General features: G+C 64.9%; 21 protein-coding genes. 1 reads left to right on the forward strand and 20 read right to left on the reverse strand.

All coding sequences use genetic code 11. From position 1 onward, the window contains the following. Positions 1–606, forward strand: a 606-nt coding sequence (locus OVO38_RS10460) for a hypothetical protein (protein WP_267208448.1), incomplete at its 5' end; no start/stop codon positions are given. 13 nt (positions 607–619) lie between these two features. On the opposite strand, the gene tyrS is transcribed toward OVO38_RS10460, so the two are convergent. From tyrS to infC, 20 genes are all read right to left on the reverse strand, one after another. Beyond that, complete coding sequence (gene tyrS, locus OVO38_RS10465; protein WP_095278856.1) at positions 620–1,885, reverse strand: tyrosine--tRNA ligase; 1,266 nt, start codon at positions 1,883–1,885, stop codon at positions 620–622. A 68-nt stretch (positions 1,886–1,953) separates the two neighbouring features. Further along, positions 1,954–2,130 (reverse strand): Trm112 family protein, encoded by a 177-nt coding sequence (locus tag OVO38_RS10470; RefSeq protein ID WP_095537049.1) that lies wholly within the window; start codon positions 2,128–2,130, stop codon positions 1,954–1,956. A gap of 10 nt (positions 2,131–2,140) precedes the next feature. Continuing rightward, entirely contained in the window at positions 2,141–2,806 is a 666-nt protein-coding gene (locus OVO38_RS10475; protein WP_095548347.1) for a hypothetical protein, read from the reverse strand. Then, entirely contained in the window at positions 2,793–4,421 is a 1,629-nt protein-coding gene (locus tag OVO38_RS10480) for a VWA domain-containing protein (protein ID WP_144718351.1), read from the reverse strand. Before OVO38_RS10480 ends, OVO38_RS10475 begins: the two co-directional genes overlap by 14 nt. Continuing rightward, a complete protein-coding gene (locus OVO38_RS10485; RefSeq protein ID WP_267208449.1) occupies positions 4,418–5,584 on the reverse strand; it encodes a hypothetical protein in 1,167 nt (388 codons plus the stop codon). Before OVO38_RS10485 ends, OVO38_RS10480 begins: the two co-directional genes overlap by 4 nt. Before the next feature lie 56 nt (positions 5,585–5,640). Then, entirely contained in the window at positions 5,641–7,077 is a 1,437-nt protein-coding gene (gene argH, locus OVO38_RS10490) for an argininosuccinate lyase (protein WP_267208450.1), read from the reverse strand. Between the two features lie 2 nt (positions 7,078–7,079). Beyond that, the gene (locus OVO38_RS10495) at positions 7,080–8,300 is read right to left on the reverse strand and encodes an argininosuccinate synthase (protein WP_095278850.1); all 1,221 of its coding nucleotides are present in this window, start codon (positions 8,298–8,300) and stop codon (positions 7,080–7,082) included. Between the two features lie 109 nt (positions 8,301–8,409). Continuing rightward, positions 8,410–8,907, reverse strand: a complete 498-nt coding sequence (locus OVO38_RS10500; RefSeq protein WP_095278849.1) for an arginine repressor — start codon at positions 8,905–8,907, stop codon at positions 8,410–8,412. Continuing rightward, entirely contained in the window at positions 8,904–9,845 is a 942-nt protein-coding gene (gene argF, locus OVO38_RS10505; RefSeq protein WP_267208451.1) for an ornithine carbamoyltransferase, read from the reverse strand. The genes OVO38_RS10500 and argF overlap by 4 nt, the downstream gene beginning before the upstream one ends. Next, entirely contained in the window at positions 9,842–11,053 is a 1,212-nt protein-coding gene (locus tag OVO38_RS10510; protein ID WP_267208452.1) for an acetylornithine transaminase, read from the reverse strand. The genes argF and OVO38_RS10510 overlap by 4 nt, the downstream gene beginning before the upstream one ends. After that, the gene (gene argB / locus OVO38_RS10515) at positions 11,050–12,030 is read right to left on the reverse strand and encodes an acetylglutamate kinase (RefSeq protein ID WP_267208453.1); all 981 of its coding nucleotides are present in this window, start codon (positions 12,028–12,030) and stop codon (positions 11,050–11,052) included. The genes OVO38_RS10510 and argB overlap by 4 nt, the downstream gene beginning before the upstream one ends. Before the next feature lie 18 nt (positions 12,031–12,048). After that, positions 12,049–13,263: a bifunctional glutamate N-acetyltransferase/amino-acid acetyltransferase ArgJ gene (argJ, locus tag OVO38_RS10520; protein WP_267208454.1), complete on the reverse strand. Its 1,215-nt coding sequence runs from the start codon at positions 13,261–13,263 to the stop codon at positions 12,049–12,051. Between the two features lie 72 nt (positions 13,264–13,335). After that, complete coding sequence (gene argC / locus OVO38_RS10525) at positions 13,336–14,379, reverse strand: N-acetyl-gamma-glutamyl-phosphate reductase (protein WP_267208455.1); 1,044 nt, start codon at positions 14,377–14,379, stop codon at positions 13,336–13,338. A 51-nt stretch (positions 14,380–14,430) separates the two neighbouring features. Then, positions 14,431–16,950, reverse strand: coding sequence for a phenylalanine--tRNA ligase subunit beta (gene pheT / locus OVO38_RS10530; RefSeq protein ID WP_267208456.1), 2,520 nt, complete (start codon positions 16,948–16,950; stop codon positions 14,431–14,433). A gap of 33 nt (positions 16,951–16,983) precedes the next feature. Beyond that, the gene (gene pheS / locus OVO38_RS10535) at positions 16,984–18,030 is read right to left on the reverse strand and encodes a phenylalanine--tRNA ligase subunit alpha (protein ID WP_267208457.1); all 1,047 of its coding nucleotides are present in this window, start codon (positions 18,028–18,030) and stop codon (positions 16,984–16,986) included. 120 nt (positions 18,031–18,150) lie between these two features. Then, positions 18,151–18,963 carry a TrmH family RNA methyltransferase gene (locus tag OVO38_RS10540; protein ID WP_267208458.1) on the reverse strand — a complete coding sequence of 271 codons (813 nt, stop codon included), beginning with the start codon at positions 18,961–18,963 and terminating at the stop codon, positions 18,151–18,153. A 22-nt stretch (positions 18,964–18,985) separates the two neighbouring features. Beyond that, on the reverse strand, positions 18,986–19,489 hold the full coding sequence (locus OVO38_RS10545; protein ID WP_095278840.1) for a TM2 domain-containing protein: 504 nt from the start codon (positions 19,487–19,489) through the stop codon (positions 18,986–18,988). A gap of 107 nt (positions 19,490–19,596) precedes the next feature. Continuing rightward, entirely contained in the window at positions 19,597–19,980 is a 384-nt protein-coding gene (gene rplT / locus OVO38_RS10550; protein WP_095278839.1) for a 50S ribosomal protein L20, read from the reverse strand. A 57-nt stretch (positions 19,981–20,037) separates the two neighbouring features. Beyond that, positions 20,038–20,232: a 50S ribosomal protein L35 gene (rpmI, locus tag OVO38_RS10555; protein WP_095278838.1), complete on the reverse strand. Its 195-nt coding sequence runs from the start codon at positions 20,230–20,232 to the stop codon at positions 20,038–20,040. Between the two features lie 31 nt (positions 20,233–20,263). Then, a complete protein-coding gene (gene infC / locus OVO38_RS10560) occupies positions 20,264–20,812 on the reverse strand; it encodes a translation initiation factor IF-3 (RefSeq protein WP_205691350.1) in 549 nt (182 codons plus the stop codon). Between the last annotated feature and the right edge of the window lie 276 nt (positions 20,813–21,088).

The following is a 21,088-nucleotide window of genomic DNA, read 5'->3' on the forward strand; positions in this document are numbered from 1 at the left end:
CTAACCAAAAACAAACCAACCCACACCACAACCAAAAACAATCGCAGTGCAGGATTGGCAAATCCTCAAATTACTTTCAGTGCCGACCCAACCCGACGGGGCAAAAACAGGCCGACACAACAAAAAAATAGTTACAAAACGCGAATCAAATCACGCACCATAACCAGCAAACACCACCTGCAACTAGAGGTTCACAAGCAGCGCCACCGGCACACACCAACCACACAAAACGTGCAGCCAGCACAACACAGGCACGCAACCAATCCACAAACAAAAGTACATTGGCACACTATCGAGTTCTCAAACAACACACGCACACCAGACCAACCAGTCAAACACAACCAATCAGTGCTCGGCAGCGGAAAACAACGTTACACACAAGGTAAACAAAAGTCAAAATCGAGGAAAACCTCAACCAAACTCAAGCAACCAAGCCCGCAACACTGTGAAATTATCTCGTTCCCTCCGAGCGACTCACTCGCTCTCGGCAACGAGGAAATACTTAACCACGAACAACACAAACACGCAAACCCCCAGCACACAACAGGTTTTTGGGCAAACGAAAACCGCCAACAGCTCGCTTACACGAAAACTGTTAGCGGTTAGTAGCGGTGAGGAGCTATCCCACCTTCTTGGCACCGGCGAAGTTCTTCTTCCCGCGGCGGAGGACCAGCCACGCGCCGTGCAACAAGTCGTCACTTCCGGGCTTCCATTCCTCGGATGCCACCCGCTCGTTGTTCACGTAGATGCCACCCTCCTTGATCGAGCGACGGGCAGCGCCCTTCGAGTCGGCAAGGCCTGCGCCAATGAGCAGGTCAACAATGGTGGTCTCCGCATCGCGGAACTCGAACACCTGAGTCTCCGAAACCGCGGAGGCGAGCGTCTTCTCGTCCAGGTCGGTCAGTTCCGCCCGCCCGAACAGCGCCTGCGAAGCCAGCTCAACAGCTTCGCGGGCTTCGCGGCCGTGAATGAGGTCCGTCATCTCCTGTGCAAGACGCTTTTGAGCCTCACGCTTGAACGGTCGCTCCTCCACCTCAACCGCAAGGCGATCGAGTTCTTCCTGGTCCAGGAACGTAAACCAGCGCAGGTAGCGGATCACGTCGGCATCAGCGGTGTTCACAAAGTATTGGTACCACTTGTACGGGCTGGTCATCTCGGGATCGAGCCACAGCGAGCCGCCACCAGTGGACTTGCCAAACTTCTTGCCCTCGGAGTCGGTGACCAGCGGCACCGTCAGCGCGTGCACCTGCTCGCCGTCCATGCGACGGTTCAAGTCCACACCAGCGACAAGGTTGCCCCACTGGTCACCTCCACCAACCTGCAACACGCAGTCGTGGTTGCGGCGAAGCTGCACGTAGTCATTCGCCTGCAGCAGCATGTAGGAAAACTCGGTGTACGAGATGCCGTCGTTTTCCAGGCGGCGCTTCACCGTGTCGCGGCCAAGCATCGTGGACAGGGAGAAATGCTTGCCCACGTCGCGGAGGAAGTCGATGACCGACATGTCCTTCGTCCAGTCGTTGTTGTTCACCAACAACGCGCCGTTCTCGCCCTCAAAGGAGACGAACCGCTTGAGCTGACCGCTGATACGTCCAGCCCAATCCGCAACTGTGTCGGAGGAGTTCATGGTCCGCTCCCCTACGTCGCGGGGATCACCAATCATGCCGGTGGCGCCGCCCGCCAGCACGATCGGTCGGTGCCCAGCCTCCTGGAAGCGCCGCAGCATGAGCAACGGCACCAGGTGGCCGGCATGCAGCGACGGGCCAGTCGGGTCGAAGCCGCAGTACAAGCTGATCGGCGATTCCGTCGCGGCGCGCAGTGCGTCCAGGTCGGTGGACTGGTTGATCAGTCCGCGCCATTCGAGTTCTTCAACAATGTTTGTGCTCATCGGTGTCCTTCGCGCGTGGAAAAGCGCAGTTGTCTCGGGTAGTTGAATTCAGCTGCTGGGGTGAGGTCTTAGGCTGCGGGATAGGGCTCGGCTTCGTCGATAAGCAGCACCGGGATCCCGTCGTCGATGCGATACGCGATGTTGAGGCGCTCGTTGACCAGCAGCTGTTCGTCTTCCCTGTATGTCAGTGGGCCCTTGTCCTTCGGGCAGGCCAGGACGTCAAGGAGTTTCGGATCGAGACTCATGGGGTTCATCCTACTTGTACGGGCTCGTCCCCGACGTGTCGGGATCGGAGGGAGGGTCAACGGCGGCGTCGTCAAGCGAAACGGGCCCCTGCAGCGCCTCCTTGAGGTACGAAGCCTGCGAATCCAGGGCGCGGAGGTTGTTGTCCAGGATGCCGTGCTTGACGCGGTCGACCGCGTCGTACATCGTACGCAGCGAATCGATGCAGCGCATCGACGCCTCGCGCCCCCGGTACTGGGGCGCCTTGAGGTAGGTGTCGACAACCTCGGGGAGGTAGACCTTTGACACGTTGTACACGGTCTGCTGGTGCTCAGGAGTCGGCGTCAGGCTCTCCCACTGCGAGAGCACGAAGCGGGTGACCGACTGCAGCTTCATCGCCTCGTTGTACACCGGCGGTGGCACGTTCGCGCGGTGCAGTTTGGCCAGGTTTTCCTTGATTGACTCATCAATCATCGACTCGGTCGAAGTCGTCTCAGCCGCCGGGAGCGCCTTTTGGCTATTCGACGGCGTGAGCAACGCGCCCGCCCCGTACGCGACTCCGGCGGCGACCGCCCAGGGAATCACTCCGAGCGCCCCCACCAGGCCGAAGACGGCGAACGCCCCGGTGGTGACCGCGGCCGCGATCATGCCAACCTGGTTTTTCGGCGAGGCGAAATAGTCCCATTTACTGGTAGCCACGGATCTCCTTAAACGTCTCGGCCAAGTCGCCGTTCTGGGCGTCGAATACCTTACCGCCGGTGAGCTGAGCCAACTGCTCCATCTCGCCCCGGTTCGCTTCACCGTACAGGATCACAAAGACCGGGATACCAGACCATTCGGGGTGCTGCCCGTAATCCGCAACGAACTGATCGTAGAACGGTTCGGCGGTCGCCTGCCCGTCGGACAGGAGCACGACCGTGGGAGTCCGGGTCTTCTCGTTCTGGTCCTGCGTCGACTCGCTCTTCGCCTTCGCCGCAGCTTGCTGGGTAAGCACCTGCTCAAGCGCGGCGTAGGTCGCGGTGTACCCGCCCGGCTCGAGGTTGTTCACAAAGGCGTCAAGGTTTTCGCGGGACGCGGGGTCCGCATCAGCAATGACACTTGAGGCGCCTTCCTCCAGTGCATCATTGAACGGCAGGAGCTCGACGTCTTCCCTGTCGCGGAAGGAGACATCACCGGTCGACGTGGCAGCAGTGCCGCCGATAAGCTCGTGCATGATTCGCTTCAGCGACGCCAGGCGCTCGCCCTCCATCGAGCCGGAGGTGTCCAGCAGGAATGTCGATTGGCCGGGCATGCGGAACTCGCCGTTGTACTTGTCCAGCAGCTGCGTCGTGACGTTCTCCGTGGCCGGGAACGGCAGCTCGATCGGCGTGTGCCGCGCGAGCTCAGCGGGCAGAGTATCGACGCCCTGCACCGGGCGCCGGTACGTATCCGCCACCTCTTGCTGGTGTTCCTGGAACCAATCCGCGAGCTCACGGACCGCCTCGCCCGAGCCCGTATTCTGCGGGTGCTTGAGAGCACTGAGCGGGTAGTCCGCGGTGATGGTTCCGTCGGCGGGGACCACCACCTCGATGTCCTGCCCTGCCTTCTTCAACTGGAAGAGCGTCGACTCGTAGTTGAAGATCGCGTCCGCCTTCGTCGGATCCTGCGCGAACGTGTCCGCGAGCCAGCCGGAGGACCCAGACGAAACCGTCTGGGAGGAGAAGAACGTTTGCAGTTGCGGGGCGACCCGGTTGATGTCCTCCTCCGTCAGCGCGAGCCCGGTATCGGCCAGCGCCGTCGCGGCAGAGACCACCGTGGAAAAGCCGGAGTTCGACGCCGTGGGGTCGGTCATTCCGAAGGACAGCTCGCCGGCATCGGCGGCCGCAACGAGGTCGTCCCAGGTCGGCGGGTTGTCAACCCAGCCCTTCTGTTGCGCCAGATCGCTGCGAACTCCTAGCGCGATCGGGGAATTGGCCAACGGGTACTGGTCCGCCAGCGCGTCAGAGGCGCCGATCAGGTCCGCGTAGCGGTTGGTGGCAAACCAAGTGGCGTCGTACGTGCCGTCGTACCCGCCGTCCTTCAGGCCCTGTGAGTTCTCCAGGGTGCCGCCGTCGTAGCTCACGCTGATGTCCATTCCTAGGTCATCAGCCGCCTGCTGGATCAGCGGTTCAAGATCCTTCAGCTCGGTCGCAGCGAGAATGTGCAGCGATGCATCACCACTCCCACCGGACCCACCCGATCCTCCCAGGCCACCGGATTCACCGCCGAGGTTCATGCAGCCGGCGGTGGCAGTCACCATGAACAGCGCGGAAAGAACGGCAAGTAGTTTCTTCATAGGGTGGCCTCCTCATTGACTGGTGGTTGTCCGCTGTAGCGTTGCCCGACGGCTTCGAGAAGCTGCTCGAGGCGATCGAAGGTCGGTGGGTCGACGCTGTTGACGTAGTCGGACGGCGCGGGCAGTCCGTGCGCTTGGAGCTCGTCCGCGAGCGAGCCACTCTCAGCCGGGCGGAAACCGTGCTTCGCAGCGAGCCGCTGCAATTCCGGATCAGTACTCAGCAGGTGGCCGAACTCCTTGCCCTTGTCCGAGATGCCGACGATGCCGTGGTTTGCCACCACGGTCGGCTCGAGGCGCAGGAGGACCATGTCGTCGCGAACGCGCGAGTTGTTCTTCATCTGCTCGCCAAGGAACTGGGCTTCGTAGACCAGGACCAGCGGCGTCGAGCCCATACCCTGGCTCAGGTAGTCGCGGAAAGGCGCGGATGAAGACGACTCCGAGTACCCCTGCCCCACGAAGAACGGCGAAATCTTGTCCACCAGTTCCTCGGTACTCATCCCCGGATTTTCCTGCTCAAACTGCCAGGTCAGCAGCGAGAGGTACATGGCAGCGGAGTTTGAGGTGCGAATGTCCGTCGTGCTCACCTGCACCTGGCGCGGGGACGGGAAAGTGTCGCCGAGGTCGCGCCACCGCTTCCCGCTTTCGGCGAGCTTGATGTAAGCGCCCATGTCAAAGGCGTAGCCGTCGCCCGTGTTGCGCACCACGCCCTCCTGCTCGAGCAGGTCCACGATCGGCTGCCAGCTGGCGATGGCCATCGGGGTAAAAAATGGGTAGTCCACCGAGTAGCTGCCGCCCTGGCTCTTCACCTTTTGGGCTGCCGGTCCGGACGACGGGAAGACAAAGTCCTGCTTGTCCAGGTCAGTGTTCGTCGCGATTTGGCGCGAGCCCGCGGTGGAAAACTTCACGGTGTAGCCGAGCTCCGCGAGCCGGCTTTTCACTTCCGGGTCCTCGAAGTAGTCGCGCTTCTCCGAGCCGATGATGCCCTCTACGGTGGTGGTTCCGGCGCCACCACCTTCGCCGCCTCCGAAGTTCAGCCAGCGTATCGCGTTGTTCTCGCCGCGGGCGTCGCTCAGCGCAAGCCCGATCATCACAATGAGCACAACCGCGATGATGATCGAGGCTATTGCAGAGAAAGACCGCTTCCCTCCGTTGGTGTCGCTCATGCACTCAGCATAAGGGCTGCGCGGTTGTGGCGCAGGTCATTGCGCCAATGCCGAGGTTACGCGCCGCGCACCGGCGCCTCCGCCCACGCGCGGAATGCCGCGTTCGCCTCGGAAACGCGCTGCCGCTGCTCGTCCACGCGCACCTTGGCGGTACCGCCGCGGGTATCGCGGGATGCCACGGCCCCGTCGATCGTGAGGACTTCACGGACCTCGGGGGTCAGTCGCTTATCGACGCCCACCAGCTCCTCATCCGTCAAATCGATGAGGTCCACACCACGCTCCTCGGCGATGCGCACACACGCGCCCGATGCCTCGTGCGCTTCGCGGAACGGCACGCCCTGGCGCACCATCCACTCCGCGAGGTCCGTCGCCAGCGTGAAGCCGGCGGGCGCGAGCTCGCGCATGCGGTCCTCGTGGAAAACGAGCGTGGAGACGAGCCCGGTCATCGCGGGCAGCAGCACCCGCAGCTGGTTGACCGAATCGATCACCGGCTCCTTGTCCTCCTGCAGGTCGCGGTTGTACGCCAGCGGCATCGCCTTCAGCGTGGCGAGCAGGCCGGTCAGGTTGCCCAGAAGACGGCCCGTCTTGCCGCGAGCCAGCTCCGGCACGTCCGGGTTCTTCTTCTGCGGCATGATCGAGGACCCGGTGGACCAGGCGTCGTCAAGCGTGATGTAGCCGAACTCCGGGGTCGACCACGCGATGAGCTCCTCGGACAGCCGCGAAATATCCACGGCGATCTGTGTGAGCACGTAGGCGGTCTCCGCTGCGAAGTCGCGCGAGGCGGTGCCGTCCAGCGAGTTGTCGCATGCGGAGTCGAAACCGAGCTCGGCCGCGATCGCTTCAGGGTCCAGGTGCAGCGACGAGCCCGCCAGCGCGCCCGAGCCGTAGGGCGAGACAGCGAGGCGCTTGTCCGCGTCTTGGATGCGCTCGAGATCGCGCAGCAGCGGCTGCGCGTGCGCCAGCAGCGAGTGCGCGAGCAGGATCGGCTGCGCCGCCTGGAAGTGGGTCTTGCCCGGCATGATCGCGTCCGGGTGCGCGGAGGCCTGGTCGACGAGCGCATCGATGAGCGCGCTGACCTCGACGGCCACGCCGCGCAGCGCGTCACGGCACCACATGCGGAACATCGCGGCGACCTGGTCGTTGCGGGAACGGCCTGCGCGCAGCCGTCCGCCCACCTCGGGGCCGACCCGCTCGATCAGTCCGCGCTCCATGGCGCCGTGGACGTCCTCGTCCGTCGGGGCCGGGACGAAGGAGCCGTCCGCCACGTCGCGCCCGAGCTGGTCGAGACCGTCGAGCATGGTGTGCAGGTCAGCGTCGGAAAGCAGCCCTGCCTTGTTGAGCACCTTCGCGTGCGCCTTGGACGCGAGCACGTCGTAGGGTGCCAGGACCCAGTCAAAGTGGGTGGACACGGAGAGCGCGAACATCGCTTCCGAGGGGCCGCCGGAGAAGCGGCCGCCCCACAGCGCGCCTTCGTTGGTCTTGTGCTGTTCCATGGCTACTTTTCCTGCTTCTCCTGGGCGCCGGCCTCGCGGTCGCGCTTGTTGGCAATCTGGGATGACAGGCCGTGCAGGCGCACGAAGCCCTTGGCCAGGGTCTGGTCGAAGGTATCGCCGGTGTCGTAGGTGGCCAGGTTGAAGTCGTAGAGGGAGTGGTTGGAGCGGCGGCCGTTGACGGTCGCCTTGCCCGCGTGCAGCTCCATGCGGATGTCGCCGGTGACGTGCTCCTGGGTGGAGTCGATGAAGGCGTCGAGCGAGCGCTTCAGCGGGCCGAACCAGAGGCCGTCGTAGACCTCCTCGGACCAGCGGGCGTCGATAAGGCGCTTGTAGCGCGCAAGCTCACGCTCAACGGTGACGTCTTCAAGCGCCTTGTGCGCGGTGATCAGCGCAACCGCGCCCGGTGCCTCGTAGACCTCGCGGGACTTGATGCCCACCAGGCGGTCCTCGACCATGTCCAGGCGGCCGATGCCCTGCGCACCGGCGCGACGGTTGAGCTCCTCGATGGCCTCGAGCACGGTGACCTTACGGCCGTCGATGGCAACGGGCTTGCCGCCCTCGAAGGAGATGATGATCTCGTCCGGCGCGTTGCCCATCGCCGGATCCTCGGTGTATGCGTAGAGGTCCTTTGTCGGCGGGTTCCACAGGTCCTCGAGGAAGCCGGTCTCGACGGCGCGGCCCCACACGTTCTGGTCGATGGAGAACGGTGACGCGGCGGACTGCTCGATCGGCAGGTCCTTGCCCTCGGCGTACTCGATTGCCTTATCGCGCGTCCAGGCGAAGTCGCGAGCCGGGGCCACGATCTCCAGGTCGGGGTCCTGGTTGAGGAAGCCGACCTCGAAGCGGACCTGGTCGTTGCCCTTGCCGGTGCAGCCGTGGGCAACGTGGGTGCCGCCGTGCTCCTGGGCGGCCTTGACCAAGTGCTTGACAATCAGCGGGCGCGAAATCGCGGAGACCAGCGGGTACTCGCCTTGGTACATGCCGTTCGCCTTGATGGTGGGCAGGCAGTAGTCCTCAGCGAACTCGTCCTTCGCGTCAACGACGATGGACTCGACGGCACCGCAATCCAGGGCGCGCTGGCGGACGGACTCCATGTCCTCGCCGCCCTGGCCCAGGTCGAGGGCGACTGCGACGACGTCGGCATCAAGCATTTCGCCCAGGTAGGAAATGGCGACGGAGGTGTCCAGACCGCCGGAGTATGCGAGTACGACGCGATTGCTCATGAGAAGTAGCTCCTTCAATAATGTTCGAGGTTGTTCAAGTTGTGACACACCCGGTTACTGAGGTTACCCGGGGATGTGCGTTTCCTGTGACCCGCTGCTGCGGAACACGCTATTCGTTGGCGGGGTGCGCGTGGCCGAAAATCTTTTCGCCCAATTCCTTACCGCTGAGCGGCTCCCGAGCCAGGACAAAGATCGTGTCGTCGCCCGCGATACAGCCCACGACTTCGTCGAGGCCGACGCGGTCGATGTAGCTGGCCAAGTACTGCGCGGCGCCGGGAGGCGTGCGCAAGACCGTGGTGTTGCCGGTGTAGTCCACCGAGACGACGAGCTCCTCGATCATGCGGCGCAGCTTGTCCCGCGGCCCGGTCTGTACGACGGAGAGCGACCCCGTGTCAGAGGTCACCGTGTAATACGCACGGCCGCCCCCAAGGGGACGGATCTTTTTAGCCCCAAGCTCGTCCAGGTCGCGCGACAGCGTCGCCTGGGTGATGTCGATGCCGTCGGCCTGCAAGAATTCGGAGAGTTGCGCCTGCGAAGACACCCGTGTGCTCCCGATGATCTCAAGGATGCGGGCCTGTCGCGCCGTGCGCGATACGGGTTGGGTCATACGTGGTGTTCCTCCTCATCTTGGTGTTCCATGAGCCACGCCAGCAATGCCTTCTGGGCGTGCAGCCGGTTTTCCGCCTCGTCGAACACGCGCGATTGCGCGCCGTCGATCACCTCCGCCGTGACCTCGTTGCCACGGTACGCAGGTAAGCAGTGCAAGAATACGGCATCCTCCGACGCGCGTGCCATGACCTCCGCGTTGACCTGGTAGGGCAAAAACGGGGTCCGGCGGTCCAACCCGTCGTCCTCCATGCCCATGGACACCCACGTGTCCGTGATGACCACGTCCACACCATCCACCGCGGCCAGGTCGGCGCTCACCGTGACCGTCGCGCCGGTCAGTTCGGCGCGCTCGCGTGCCCGCTGCACAAACTGCTCCTTAGGCTGGAACCCCTCGGGCGCGACGATGGCAATGTCCACCCCCGCGGTGGCAAACCCGAGCATGTAGGAATTCGCCATATTGTTGTCGCCGTCGCCCAGGTACGCGGCGCGCAGCCCCTTGAGGCGGCCGAAGTTTTCCTGAATAGTCTTCAGGTCCGCGAGGATCTGGCAGGGGTGCAGGTCATCCGACAGCGCGTTGACCAGCGGGACCGTCGCGGTCTCGGCCATCGCGTGGAAGTTGTCATGCGCGTAGGTGCGCCACACGATCGCGTCAACGAACCGCGACAGCACCGCCGCCGTGTCCTGCAGCGTCTCCCCCTTCCCCATCTGGGAGTTGGACGTGTCCGTGATGATCGCATTCCCTCCCATCTGGTGGATGCCCACGTCGAAGGAGAAGCGGGTCCGTGTGGACGTCTTGTCAAAGAGCACGGCCACAGACTTCGGCCCCTCGAGCGGGCGCTTCGCGTACGGGTCGCGTTTCATCTCGGCGGCGAGCGCGAGCACCTCGGCCTGCTCGTCCGGCGTCAGATCGTCATCAGCCAAAAAGTGCCTGGTCATGAGTCGTTCCTTTCGTTCTCGGTGGCGTCGGCAAGCGCGAGCGCGATGCGCTCAACGGCCGCATCAATGTCATTGTCCGTGATGATGAGGGGCGGCGTGAGTCGCACCACGCTTGTCGACGGAGCGTTCACAATCACTCCCCGCTCCAGCCCCTTCGCCACCACGTCCTTGGCCACGGGCCGGTCGAGCACCACCCCGAGCATAAGGCCGCGGCCGCGCACCTCCTGCACGCCGTCCAACGCCGCGACCGACGCAGCGAGCTTCTCCCCCTTGCGGCGCACCTCCGCGAGGAATGCGTCATCAACAGTGTCCAGCACCGCGTTCGCCGCAGCGCAGGCGACGGGGTTGCCGCCAAAGGTCGTGCCGTGCGAGCCCGGGGTGAACAGCTCCGCGGCCTTCCCGCGCGCCAGGACCGCGCCGATAGGCAGGCCGGCGCCGAGCCCCTTGGCCATGGTCACCACGTCCGGGACGACGCCTTCGTGCTGGAACGCAAAGAAGTCTCCGGTGCGTCCGATGCCGGTCTGGACTTCGTCGATAAGCATGAGCGCCCCGGACTCGTCGCACAGCTGGCGGACCTGGGTGAGGAAATGCTCGGGCGCGGGGATGACGCCGGTTTCGCCCTGGATCGGCTCGAGGATGATCGCCGCGGTGTCACCCGGGTTTACGGCCACGAGTTTGCGTAGGTAGTCGATGTCGCCGTAGGGGTAGAACTCCACGCCGGAGGGCAGGGGCTCGAACGGCGCGCGCTTCTCGGGCTGGCCGGTAAGCGCGAGCGAACCCATCGTGCGGCCGTGGAAACCGTTCACCGCGGCGAGGACGCGCGAGCGCCCAGTCAAGCGAGCAAGCTTGAACGCAGCCTCGTTCGCCTCGCCGCCCGAGTTGCAGAAGAACAGTCGCGCAGCATCGTCGCCACACCGCGCCTTGAGCTTCTGTGCGGCCTGCACCACCGGCTCGGAGGCGAAGAGGTTGGAGACGTGGCCCAGCTTGCCAATCTGTTCGGTGACGGCGTCGATCACCGCCGGGTGGGCGTGGCCCAAGGAGTTGACCGCGATGCCGGCCAACATGTCGATGAACTCGGTGCCCTGCGGGCCAAAGACCCGCGCGCCCTCGCCGCGGGCGAGCTCCACGGGCGGCGTGCCGTAGGTGTTCATGAGCGTGTCGCCCCAGGCCGCGACCGCTGGTTGCGCGGAGTGTGTCTGCTCGGTCATGCGTTTTCATCCTTCCTGAACACAGTGGTGGCCGTGCCCTCCGGGTAGTTGTTTACGTCAAAAGCGTCCGGGAACACCATGGTGCCGATACCGCCCTCGGTGAGCAGCTCCAGCAACACGGAGTGGGCAATGCGGCCGTCAATCACGTGGGCGGCGCGCACTCCCCCTTTCACCGCCGTCAGGCAGGCCCCCATCTTGGGGATCATGCCGGAATCCAGGTCAGGCATCATGCGCTCGAGCTCTTGCACCTGGATCTTGGACAGGAGCGAGTCCTTGTCCGGCCAGTCGGTGTAGAGGCCCTCCACGTTGGTGAGCACAACCAGTCGCTCCGCGCCGATCGCCTTGGCCAGCGCACCGGCTGCCTCGTCGGCGTTGATGTTGTACACGTCGCCGCTCTCACCTGGCGCGATGCCGGAGACGACGGGGATCCGGCCGGCCTCAATGATGTCCATCACTGCCGAGGGGTTCACGTCCGTGATCGTGCCGACCAGACCGATGTCGGTGGGGTGCCCGTCGACGTCGACAAGCCTGCGCTCCGCGGTAAACAGCCCGGCATCCTCGCCGGAGGTCCCCACCGCGTAGGGGCCGTGCGAGTTGATCTTGCCCAGCAGGTCGCGGCCGACTTGGCCGAACAGGACCATGCGGACCACGTCGAGGATCTCCGGCGTGGTGACGCGAAAGCCACCAACAAACTCCCCCCCATCGAGGCCCAGCCGCTTGAGCATCGCCGAAATCTGCGGCCCGCCGCCGTGCACGACGACGGGTTTTGCGCCAACCGTGCGCAGAAACACCATGTCCGCGGCGAACGCGGCCTTCAGCTGCTCATCAATCATGGCGTTGCCGCCGTACTTGACCACGACGATCTTGTCACGGTAGTGCTGCAGCCACGGGAGGGCCTCCGCGAGGACGTGTGCGCGGTCCTCGCTGCTGAGATTCTTCAGGGGTTTCAGCGGCTGCGCCGGAGTTGGTTCGCTCATTGCTTCGGTGCCTTCCTGCTAGGAGCTGTAGGCGGAATTGATCTCCACGTAGTCATGGGACAGGTCGGTGGTGTGGACCGTCGCGGTGCCCGGCCCCCCGGTCCCCAGGTCCACGCGGACGTCGATGTCCACGCCGGAGAGGTCGACGCCGCGCGCGCCGGGCGTTCCGGTAGAGCGCTCGCACACCGGCTGCCCGTTGAAGTACACAGCGATGTTCTCGGGGTCCATCGCTGCGTCCGCCATGCCGACCGCCGCGAGAGTGCGGCCCCAGTTCGGGTCGGAGCCGAACATGGCGCACTTGAACAGGCTGTCGCGGCCCAGCGTGCGGGCGGCGTTGAGTGCGTCGTCATCGCTCGCGGTGCCGGTCACCGTGATGTTGACGCGCTTGGTCACGCCTTCGGCGTCGGCCTGCATCTGGCGCGCCAGTGAATCGCACACCGCGTGGATCGCGCGATCCAGCTCGTCCTGGCTCGGGGTAACCCCGCTCGCGCCGTTGGCCATCACGATGACCGTGTCGTTGGTGGAGGTCGAGCCGTCAATATCGACGGTGTCAAACGTCACCTTCGTCGCCTTGCGCAGCGCGGCGTCCAGCGCCTGGGGTGTCGCGGCGGCGTCGGTAGTAATGCACACCAGCATCGTGGCGAGCGAGGGCGCCATCATGCCCACGCCCTTGCCCATCGCCCCGACCGTCCAGCCTTCGCCGCGGTAGCCAGCCTCTTTCCGCACAAGGTCCGTCGTCAAAATCGCGTCAGCCGCCGCCTCGCCCTGCGCCTCGTCGTCGCCGAGCAGGGGCAGCAGCTTTTCGACGCCACCACGCACCTTCCCCATGTCCAGCAGCTCCCCAATCAGCCCGGTCGAGCACACGGCCACCTCCGAGGGCTCGACACCGAGCGCCGCTGCGGCGAGCGCCTGGGACTCGCGCGCGTCCGCGTCGCCCTGCGCGCCGTTGCACGCGTTTGCGTTCCCGGAGTTGTACAGCACTGCGCGCAGCGCGCCGTCTGCCAGCGCCGCCTGCGACAGCTTGACCGGCGACGCCTTCACGCGATTGCGCGTAAACACCGCGGCGGCAGCGTCATTCGGGCCGTCGTTGACCACGAGTGCCATGTCCGACTTCCCCGACGGCTTGATGCCCGCCGCAGTCGCCGCGGCGCGGAACCCCTGCGGGGCGGTCACACTCAGTCGGGGCGCTTCGGCGGCATTGTGGGTACTCGGTGAGGGGTGTGGGGTTTCCATGGTGTCTCGCTTTCTGTGTAAAGGTCGCCGCGCGGGTGGCGTTGTAGGGATGATCTTCCAGGCGTGCCTGGGCTAGGGGGCGACGCCCTGTCGTGGCAGGCCGGCCGTCTCGTCCAGCCCGAGGGCGAGGTTCATGCACTGCACTGCCGCGCCGCCGGTTCCCTTGGTCAGGTTGTCAATGGCGGACGTGGCGAGCAGTACTCCGGCGCCCTCGTCGACCTCAACCTGAACGTGGCACGTATTTGCACCCACGACGTGCTGCGTCTGCGGGTGCGCGCCTTCCGGAAGGACGTGCACGAACGGTTCGTCGCCGTACGCCGACTCGTACGCCGCGCGAGCGGTGGCGGCGTCGACCCCGCTGCGTAGCGGCATGGTCACGGTGGTGAGAATGCCGCGCGGGAGCGGTGCCAGGACCGGGGTGAAGCTCACGGTGACGTCCTCATCCGTGGCCTCGGCGATGTTCTGCGCGATCTCCGGGGTGTGCCGGTGCGCGCCTGCGGTCTTGTACGTCTTCAGCGAGCCCATCGTCTCTGCGCCAAGCATGGCGACGGACGCTTTCTTGCCGCCGCCCGAGACCCCGGTGATAGCCACAACGCGGAGGTCGGGCGCCGCCAACCCCGCTGCAACGGCCGGGTAGGCGGCGAGGGTCGCACCCGTTGGGAAGCAGCCGGGTACAGCGACGCGGGTCGCGCCGCGCAGCTGGTCACGGTGGCCGGGCATCTCCGGAATACCGTAGGGCCAGCTGCCCGCGTGCGCGCAGCCGTAGTAGCGCTGCCACGCGCCGGCATCACGGAGACGGAAATCCGCCGCGCAATCGATCACGATCGTTGTGTCCGGCAGCTTCGCGCCAATTTCGGCTGAGAACCCGTGCGGCAGCCCAAGGAAGACGACGTCGTGCCCGCCGAGCACCTCCACAGAGGTCGGCTCGATGACCCGATCCGCCAACTGCGGCAGGTGTGGCATCAGCTCGGCGACGGACTGCCCCGTCGTGGAGTTTCCGGTCAGTGCGCCGATAGTGAGGTCGCCCGACTCGTACAGGGGGTGGCGCAGGAGCAGGCGGAGGATTTCTCCGCCTGCGTACCCCGTCGCCCCGGCGACTGCTACGTTCAGTGTCATACAGACACCCTACGCTTTTATGCAGTCGGCTGCAAATTATTCATTCTTGGTTTAGCCACGCATCTCGGCGCCGAAGCGGGCCTTGGCCGCCTCCGCCGCCGCGAGGCGGGCCTCGGAAGCCTCGTCCTCGGTGAGCGTGCGGTCCGGTGCGCGGAACACCAGGCCAAAGGCCAGGGACTTCTTGGCTTCGCCGAGCTGTTCGGAGCGGTAGACGTCGAAAAGCGTGACACCCTCGAGCAGCTCACCTGCCCCCTCTTCGAGGACCCTGCGGACCTCCTCGGCCGGCACTGCCTCGTCGACGACGAGCGCGATGTCCTGGTGCAGCGCCGGGTAGACGGAAAGGATGGGGGCCGGGAGGACCTCCGCAAACGGCAGCGCGGAGAGGTCGAGCTCCATCGCGCACACGCGCGGCGGCAGCTCGAGCGCCTCCAAAATCTGCGGGTGGAGCTCGCCGGCGTGCCCCACGACGGTCTCGCCGACGCGCAGCTCGGCGCAGCGGCCGGGGTGCCACGGCAGGTACTCCGCAGCAGCAACCGTGAGCTCAACGCCTGCGGCGCGGGCCACGACCTGCGCCGACTCGAGCGCGTCTGCCCAGGTGTAGGCGCGAGCCTGGCCGAACGGGCCTGCCTCCTCGGCGTTGCCCAGCGCGACGGTTGCCACATGCAGCGGCTGGTGCGGCACCGAATCCAGGATGCCGGAGATCGTCGCCCCGTCGGGGCGAGCTTCCACGCTGGGCAGCGGCGAGGCTTCCGCGCGCTTGAACGCCGTTTGCGCCACCGAGTACATCGCGACGTCAGCGCGACCGCGTGCCACGTTCTTCCCCACGGCCTCGAGCATCGCCGGCAGCAGCGTCGTGGCGAGCACTCCGTAGTCAGTATCCAGCGGGTTCTGCACCTTCACGGTGTTGCGACGCGGGTCGTCCTCGTCCAGGCCCCAGGTGTCGAAGGTGCTGTTTGCCATGAACGGGGTGGGGATAATCTCGGCGTAACCGGCGTAGGCCAACGCGTGCGTCACGGCGCGGCGGCGCTGCTGCGCCGGAGTCAGACCGCGGCCACCGCGCGGGGTGGGCAGGAGAGACGGGATGTCGTCCAGCCCTTCCAGGCGCACGATTTCCTCGATCAGCTCGACCGGGACGGTGAGGTCGCCGCGCCAGGTGGGCGGGGTGACAGCCAGGATGCCCTCGGCCGCCTTCTCCACGGCCTCCACGGCGCAGCCGACCTCCTCCAAGCGGCGCACGACCGTCTCCTCGGCGTACTCGACGCCGATGAGCTTGGACGGCGCGGCCACCGGCAGTTCAATGGCCTCGCGCTGCGGGACCGCGCCGACGAGGGTGCGTCCGGACGCGATCTCGCCGCCAGCGATGCTGGTCAGCAGCGCGCACGCAACGTCCAGGGCTACCTCCACGATGGCCGGGTCGACGCCACGCTCGAACCGGCGCGACGCCTCCGAGCTCAGCTTGTGGTGGCGCGCCGTCTTCGCCACCGTGAGCTCGTCCCAGCTGGCGGCCTCGAAGTACACGTTTACCGTCTCGTCCGAGATCTCAGAGGTGACGCCACCCATCACGCCCGCGAGGGACTGGATGCCTGCGTCGTCGGTGATGACCACGTCGGAGTCCAGCAGGGTGCGCTTCGTGTGGTCCAGCGTCTCAAACTCCTCGCCCGCCGACGCGTTGCGCACGTGCAGGTTGCCGGAGATCTTGTCCGCGTCAAAGGCGTGCATCGGCTGGCCGAGGAGCAGCATGACGTAGTTGGTCACGTCAGTCGCCGCGTTGACGGAGCGGATGCCGGAGAGCATGAGCTCGCGCTGCATCCAGAACGGGGCCTTCGCTGCCGGGTCAATGCCCTCGACCTTGGCCAGCCCGAAGCGGCGAGCGCGGGTGGAGTCATCCACGGTGACGTCGATAAGCGAACCCTGCGCTGCGGGGACCTGCGAGGTGTCCACGGCTGCGACCTGCGGGTCCGCGGCGGGATCGGTGAACGTGAGGTCAAAGGCGGAGGCGATCTCGCGGGTCAGGCCGCGCGCGGAAAGCGCGTAGCCACGGTCTGGGGTGATGTTGACGTCAAAGATCGTGTCATCGAGCTGGAGGATCTCGCGGGCATCATCGCCCGGCTTGCCCATGCCCTCGGGCAGGGTGATGATGCCGTCGCTCTTCGTGGTCATGCCGAGCTCCGCGGCGGACGCCATCATGCCGTTGGAGATGTGGTCGTAGGTCTTGCGCGCGGAGATGGCAAAGCCACCCGGCAGGACCGCGCCCGGCAGCGACACCACGACGTGGTCGCCGAGCGCAAAGTTCCGCGCACCGCAGATGATGCCCTGCAGCTCGCCGGTGCCGTTCGCCTCGCCCACATCGACCTGGCAGTACCGGATCGGCTTCTTAAACCCGGTGAGTTCCTCAATCTCGGCGACGCGTCCCAGCACGAGCGGGCCGGTGGTCTCCTCGATCGGCGCGTAGCCCTCCGTTTCGAAGCCGACGCGGACGAAGCCTGCGTCCAGCTCGTCGTCAGTGACGGTCCAGCCCTCGTTGCCCGCGTTGTGCAGCAGGCGGGTGATCCAGTTCTTGGAAATCAGCATTGTTGTCCTTGTCCCTTCTCTCCTATTGCCTGCTTACGCCTGTACGCCGAACGGCAGGGTGAAGCGCACGTCGCCCTCGACCATGTCGCGCATGTCCGTCAGCCCGTTGCGGAACTGCAGGGTGCGCTCCAGGCCCATGCCGAAGGCGAAGCCCTGGTACTCCTCCGGATCCACGCCGACAGCGCGCAGCACGTTTGGGTTGACCATGCCGCAGCCGCCCCACTCGATCCAGCCTGCGCCGCCCTTCTTGTTTTCAAACCACACGTCTACCTCAGCGCTTGGCTCCGTGAACGGGAAGTAGTTCGTACGCATGCGGGTTTTCGCCGTCGGCCCGAACAGCGTCTTGGCCAGGTGGTCCAGGGTGCCGCGGAGGTGTGCCATGGTCAGCCCCTTATCCACGGCCAGGCCCTCAATCTGGTGGAACACCGGGGTGTGCGTGGCGTCAAGCTCGTCGGTACGGAAGACGCGACCCGGGCACGCGATGTACAACGGAACGTCACGGCCCAGCATGGAGCGCACCTGCACCGGCGAGGTGTGCGTACGCATGACCTGCTTGGAACCCGGCTCACCAATGTAGAAGGTGTCCTGCAGGGTGCGCGCGGGGTGATCCGGGATGAAGTTGAGCGCGTCGAAGTTAAAGTATTCCGCCTCAACCTCCGGCCCCTCGGCGATTTCCCAGCCCATGCCGACAAAAATGTCCGCAATCTGCTCGCTCAGCGTGGTGATCGGGTGCATCGCCCCAACCTGCCCACGAGTTGTCGGCAGCGTGACGTCCACCGCTTCTTCCTTGAGCTGCTGCGCACGGTATTCGTCCTCGCGCAGCTCGCGCAGCTGCGCAAAGCGCTTCTCGACGCGCCCGCGCGCCATATTCACCATCCGACCAGCGTCCTTGCGCTGGTCCTTCGGTAGGGTGCCCAGGGCACGCCGCGCCTGCGGGATAAAGGCCTTCTCCCCCAGATGCTGCCTATGCGCCTCTTCCAACGCCGGCAAGTCTGCCGCGTTCTCAAACGCTTCGATCGCCGCCGCGGCAGCGCTGTCTAGCGCTTCCTCGGTCAGTTGAATCTCCGGGGTCTCGGACACGCTCGTCCCTTCCACTTGTCTGGTGATATTTCAGCGCACACAAGCATACCCGGGCGCACACATCAATTGTCCGACGCCTGCAGAGACAACTTCGAGGGCGCACAAGGCCCGACGCGTCGCCTAATCCTGGCCGAGCACCTTGGAGGACTCCCACATGCACATTGCTGCAGCAGTGGCGAGGTTCAATGACTCCGCGCTTCCCTTGATTGGAATTGCCACCCGGTGGTCAGCCAGTTCCAGGATTTCGTCGGGGAGCCCGTGCGCTTCGTTGCCGAAGAGCCACGCAGTCGGTTTCGCGAGCACCTCCCCCGCTGCGTCGAGGGAGACTTCTCCGTCCATGGCGGTCGCGACTACTTGCAAGCCTTTGGCGCGCAACTGACCCAGGACGTCCTTGATGTTGCGTTCGCGGGCCACGGGCAGGTGAAACAGCGAGCCTGCAGAGGAGCGCACAACCTTGGAAGATTCCGGGTCCACCGTCTCGCCGGCAAAGATCACGGCATTCGCGCCAGTCGCATCGGCGATGCGGATGATGGTGCCCGCGTTGCCTGGGTCGTTGGTTTCCACTCCTACGGCGACGAACTCTGGGGTCCCACGCAGCGCCGCGCCGACAGTCCACAGCGACGGCTTGCACACAGCGAAGAGCCCGGTGGTGTGGACCGTATCAGACATGTGCTTCGCCGCCTGATCAGTAATGGCGTGGGTGAACACGTCCATGTAGTCCGCCGTGGTGATGATTTCCGCGAACTCGTCTGCGGCACGCTCTGTGGCAAAAAGATCGGTGGCCGCGCCCGTCGCCACGGCCGCCTCCACTGAGTTTGCGCCTTCCACCAAGAAGCGGTTCGCCTTCTTTCGGGCCTGCGCCCGGTGCAGCTTCGCCGCGTTGACGACTCGGGGGGTGCGCTCAGTAAAGGGTTGCGTGAAATCAAGGCTCATGGCCTTAGATTCTACCGGCGTGCTACCGCAACAACGGCACGCCGTCCGCGTCCGTGGAGTAGAAGCCGCTGCGCGTGCAAATTCTGACGAGGTCGCACAGCACCCAGATCCCCAGCACCCCCAACACGACAAAGCCAACCAAGAAGAACGTCGTCAACCAGCCGAAGAAGTGGAGCCCCAATTGGACAAGCCCCCGCTTGGTGTACCCCAAGTAAAAATTGTGCACACCGAAAAGCCCAAAGAAAAGGCACAGCAGGACAGCAAGGGGCCATGCGCGGGGCTGCCTCACAGGCTGCACGGATGCGGTTGAGGAGCGAAGTGTTTCGAAGTGATCCGACAGCGCGGGAGCGCTCGCGCTACCGGGTCTGCCGCCGTAGAACTGCCGGGTGCGCGCCCACTCGTTGGCAGCCGCGCCCTGCTCGTCCCAGTACCAGTCATCTGCACCATTGCCGTGTCCACTGGGGTACCCGCTCCCGTAGGGTCCACCGGTGTTGTTGTTGCTGCCGTTGTCATAGGGGTTCGTCATGTCTCACACCTTACTCAGGCACCCGAACACGCCCGGGCACGCCAAACGCCCACCCCGACCCGTTCGCAAGTGCGAGGGTGAGGTGGGCGTCGATAAGCGAAGGGTGCTTACGCAGCCTTCGGAGCGTTCACGTCCTCCGGGAGGGCGTTCTTGGCAATCTCGCAGATCGCGGAGAACGCAGCGAAGTCGTTGACGGCAAGCTCGGCGAGGATCTTGCGGTCGACCTCGACCTCGGCCAACTTCAGGCCGTGGATGAGGCGGTTGTAGGTGATGTCGTTGAGACGAGCAGCGGCGTTGATGCGCTGGATCCACAGCTTGCGGAACTCACCCTTGCGCTTACGACGGTCGCGGTACGCGTAGGTCTGGGAGTGCAGCCACTGCTCCTTGGCCTTGCGGTACAGGCGGGAGCGCTGGCCGCGGTAGCCCTTCGCGGACTTGAGGATTGCGCGGCGCTTCTTCTTGGCGTTGACTGAACGCTTCACACGTGCCATGAGTCAAACTTCCTTTACTTATTCGGTATTTGTGCTGGTTACGGAGCGCTGGTTGAACTATGCGCGGCCAAGAAGGCGCTTCATGCGCTTCTGATCTGCCCGTGCGACGTCGGTGGTGCCGGACAGCTTGCGGCGACGCTTGGAGGACAGCGACTCGTTGAGGTGGCGCTTGCCGGCCTGCTCGCGGCGCAGCTTGCCCTTGCCGTTGACCTTGATGCGCTTTGCGGTGCCCTTGTGGGTCTTCTGCTTCATGGTAAAAGCCCTTCAGAGTTGAAAATGTGTGCTACTTCTTGCCCTTGCGAGCCGGCCCGAAGACCATCGTCATGTTGCGACCGTCCTGCTTCGGACGAGACTCGACCACGCCCAGCTCACCGATGTCGTCTGCAAGACGCTCGAGGAGGCGGTAGCCGAGTTCCGGACGCGACTGCTCGCGGCCACGGAACATGATGGTCACCTTGACCTTGTTGCCCTTCTCCAGGAAGCGCTCGACATTGCCCTTCTTCGTCTGGTAATCGTGCTCATCGATCTTCGGGCGGAACTTCTGTTCCTTCACCACGGTCTGCTGCTGGTTCTTGCGAGCCTCGCGGGCCTTCTGATCCTGCTCGTACTTGTACTTGCCGTAATCCATGATCTTGGCCACGGGCGGCTTGGCCTTCGGCGCGACCTCGACCAGGTCGAGGTCCGCGTCGTACGCCAACTTGCGGGCATCATCTGTGCGGACAATGCCCACCTGCTCGCCGGACGGGCCGACGAGGCGAACTTCCGGTACGCGGATTCGTTCGTTGATCCGAGCTTCAGCGCTGATGAGAACTCCTAAAGACGAGAATGACAATGTGATCGCTACCAAGCCCCAAGCGACGTCATCCCACACGAAAAACCCGCTAGCGTTTACGCCAGCGGGAGTTCATCCGTTCAGCACAACACACGTCTCGCGTGTGCCATACCGTTGACCCGTATCCTGCGCTGCTGCGCGGCGTGGGGTGGGAGTAACTCCACTTGCGGCCCGTACACCTGAATCAGGAGCACTGGGCGGTAGTGGTGCATATGCTAGCAGCCGTTGCGAGAGACACCAAATCGCACGCCGAGACGGGCTATTTCGATTCTCCGC

It is taken from the genome of Corynebacterium sp. Marseille-P8863 (genome assembly GCF_946902955.1).
Classification (GTDB): Bacteria; Actinomycetota; Actinomycetes; order Mycobacteriales; family Mycobacteriaceae; genus Corynebacterium; species Corynebacterium gottingense.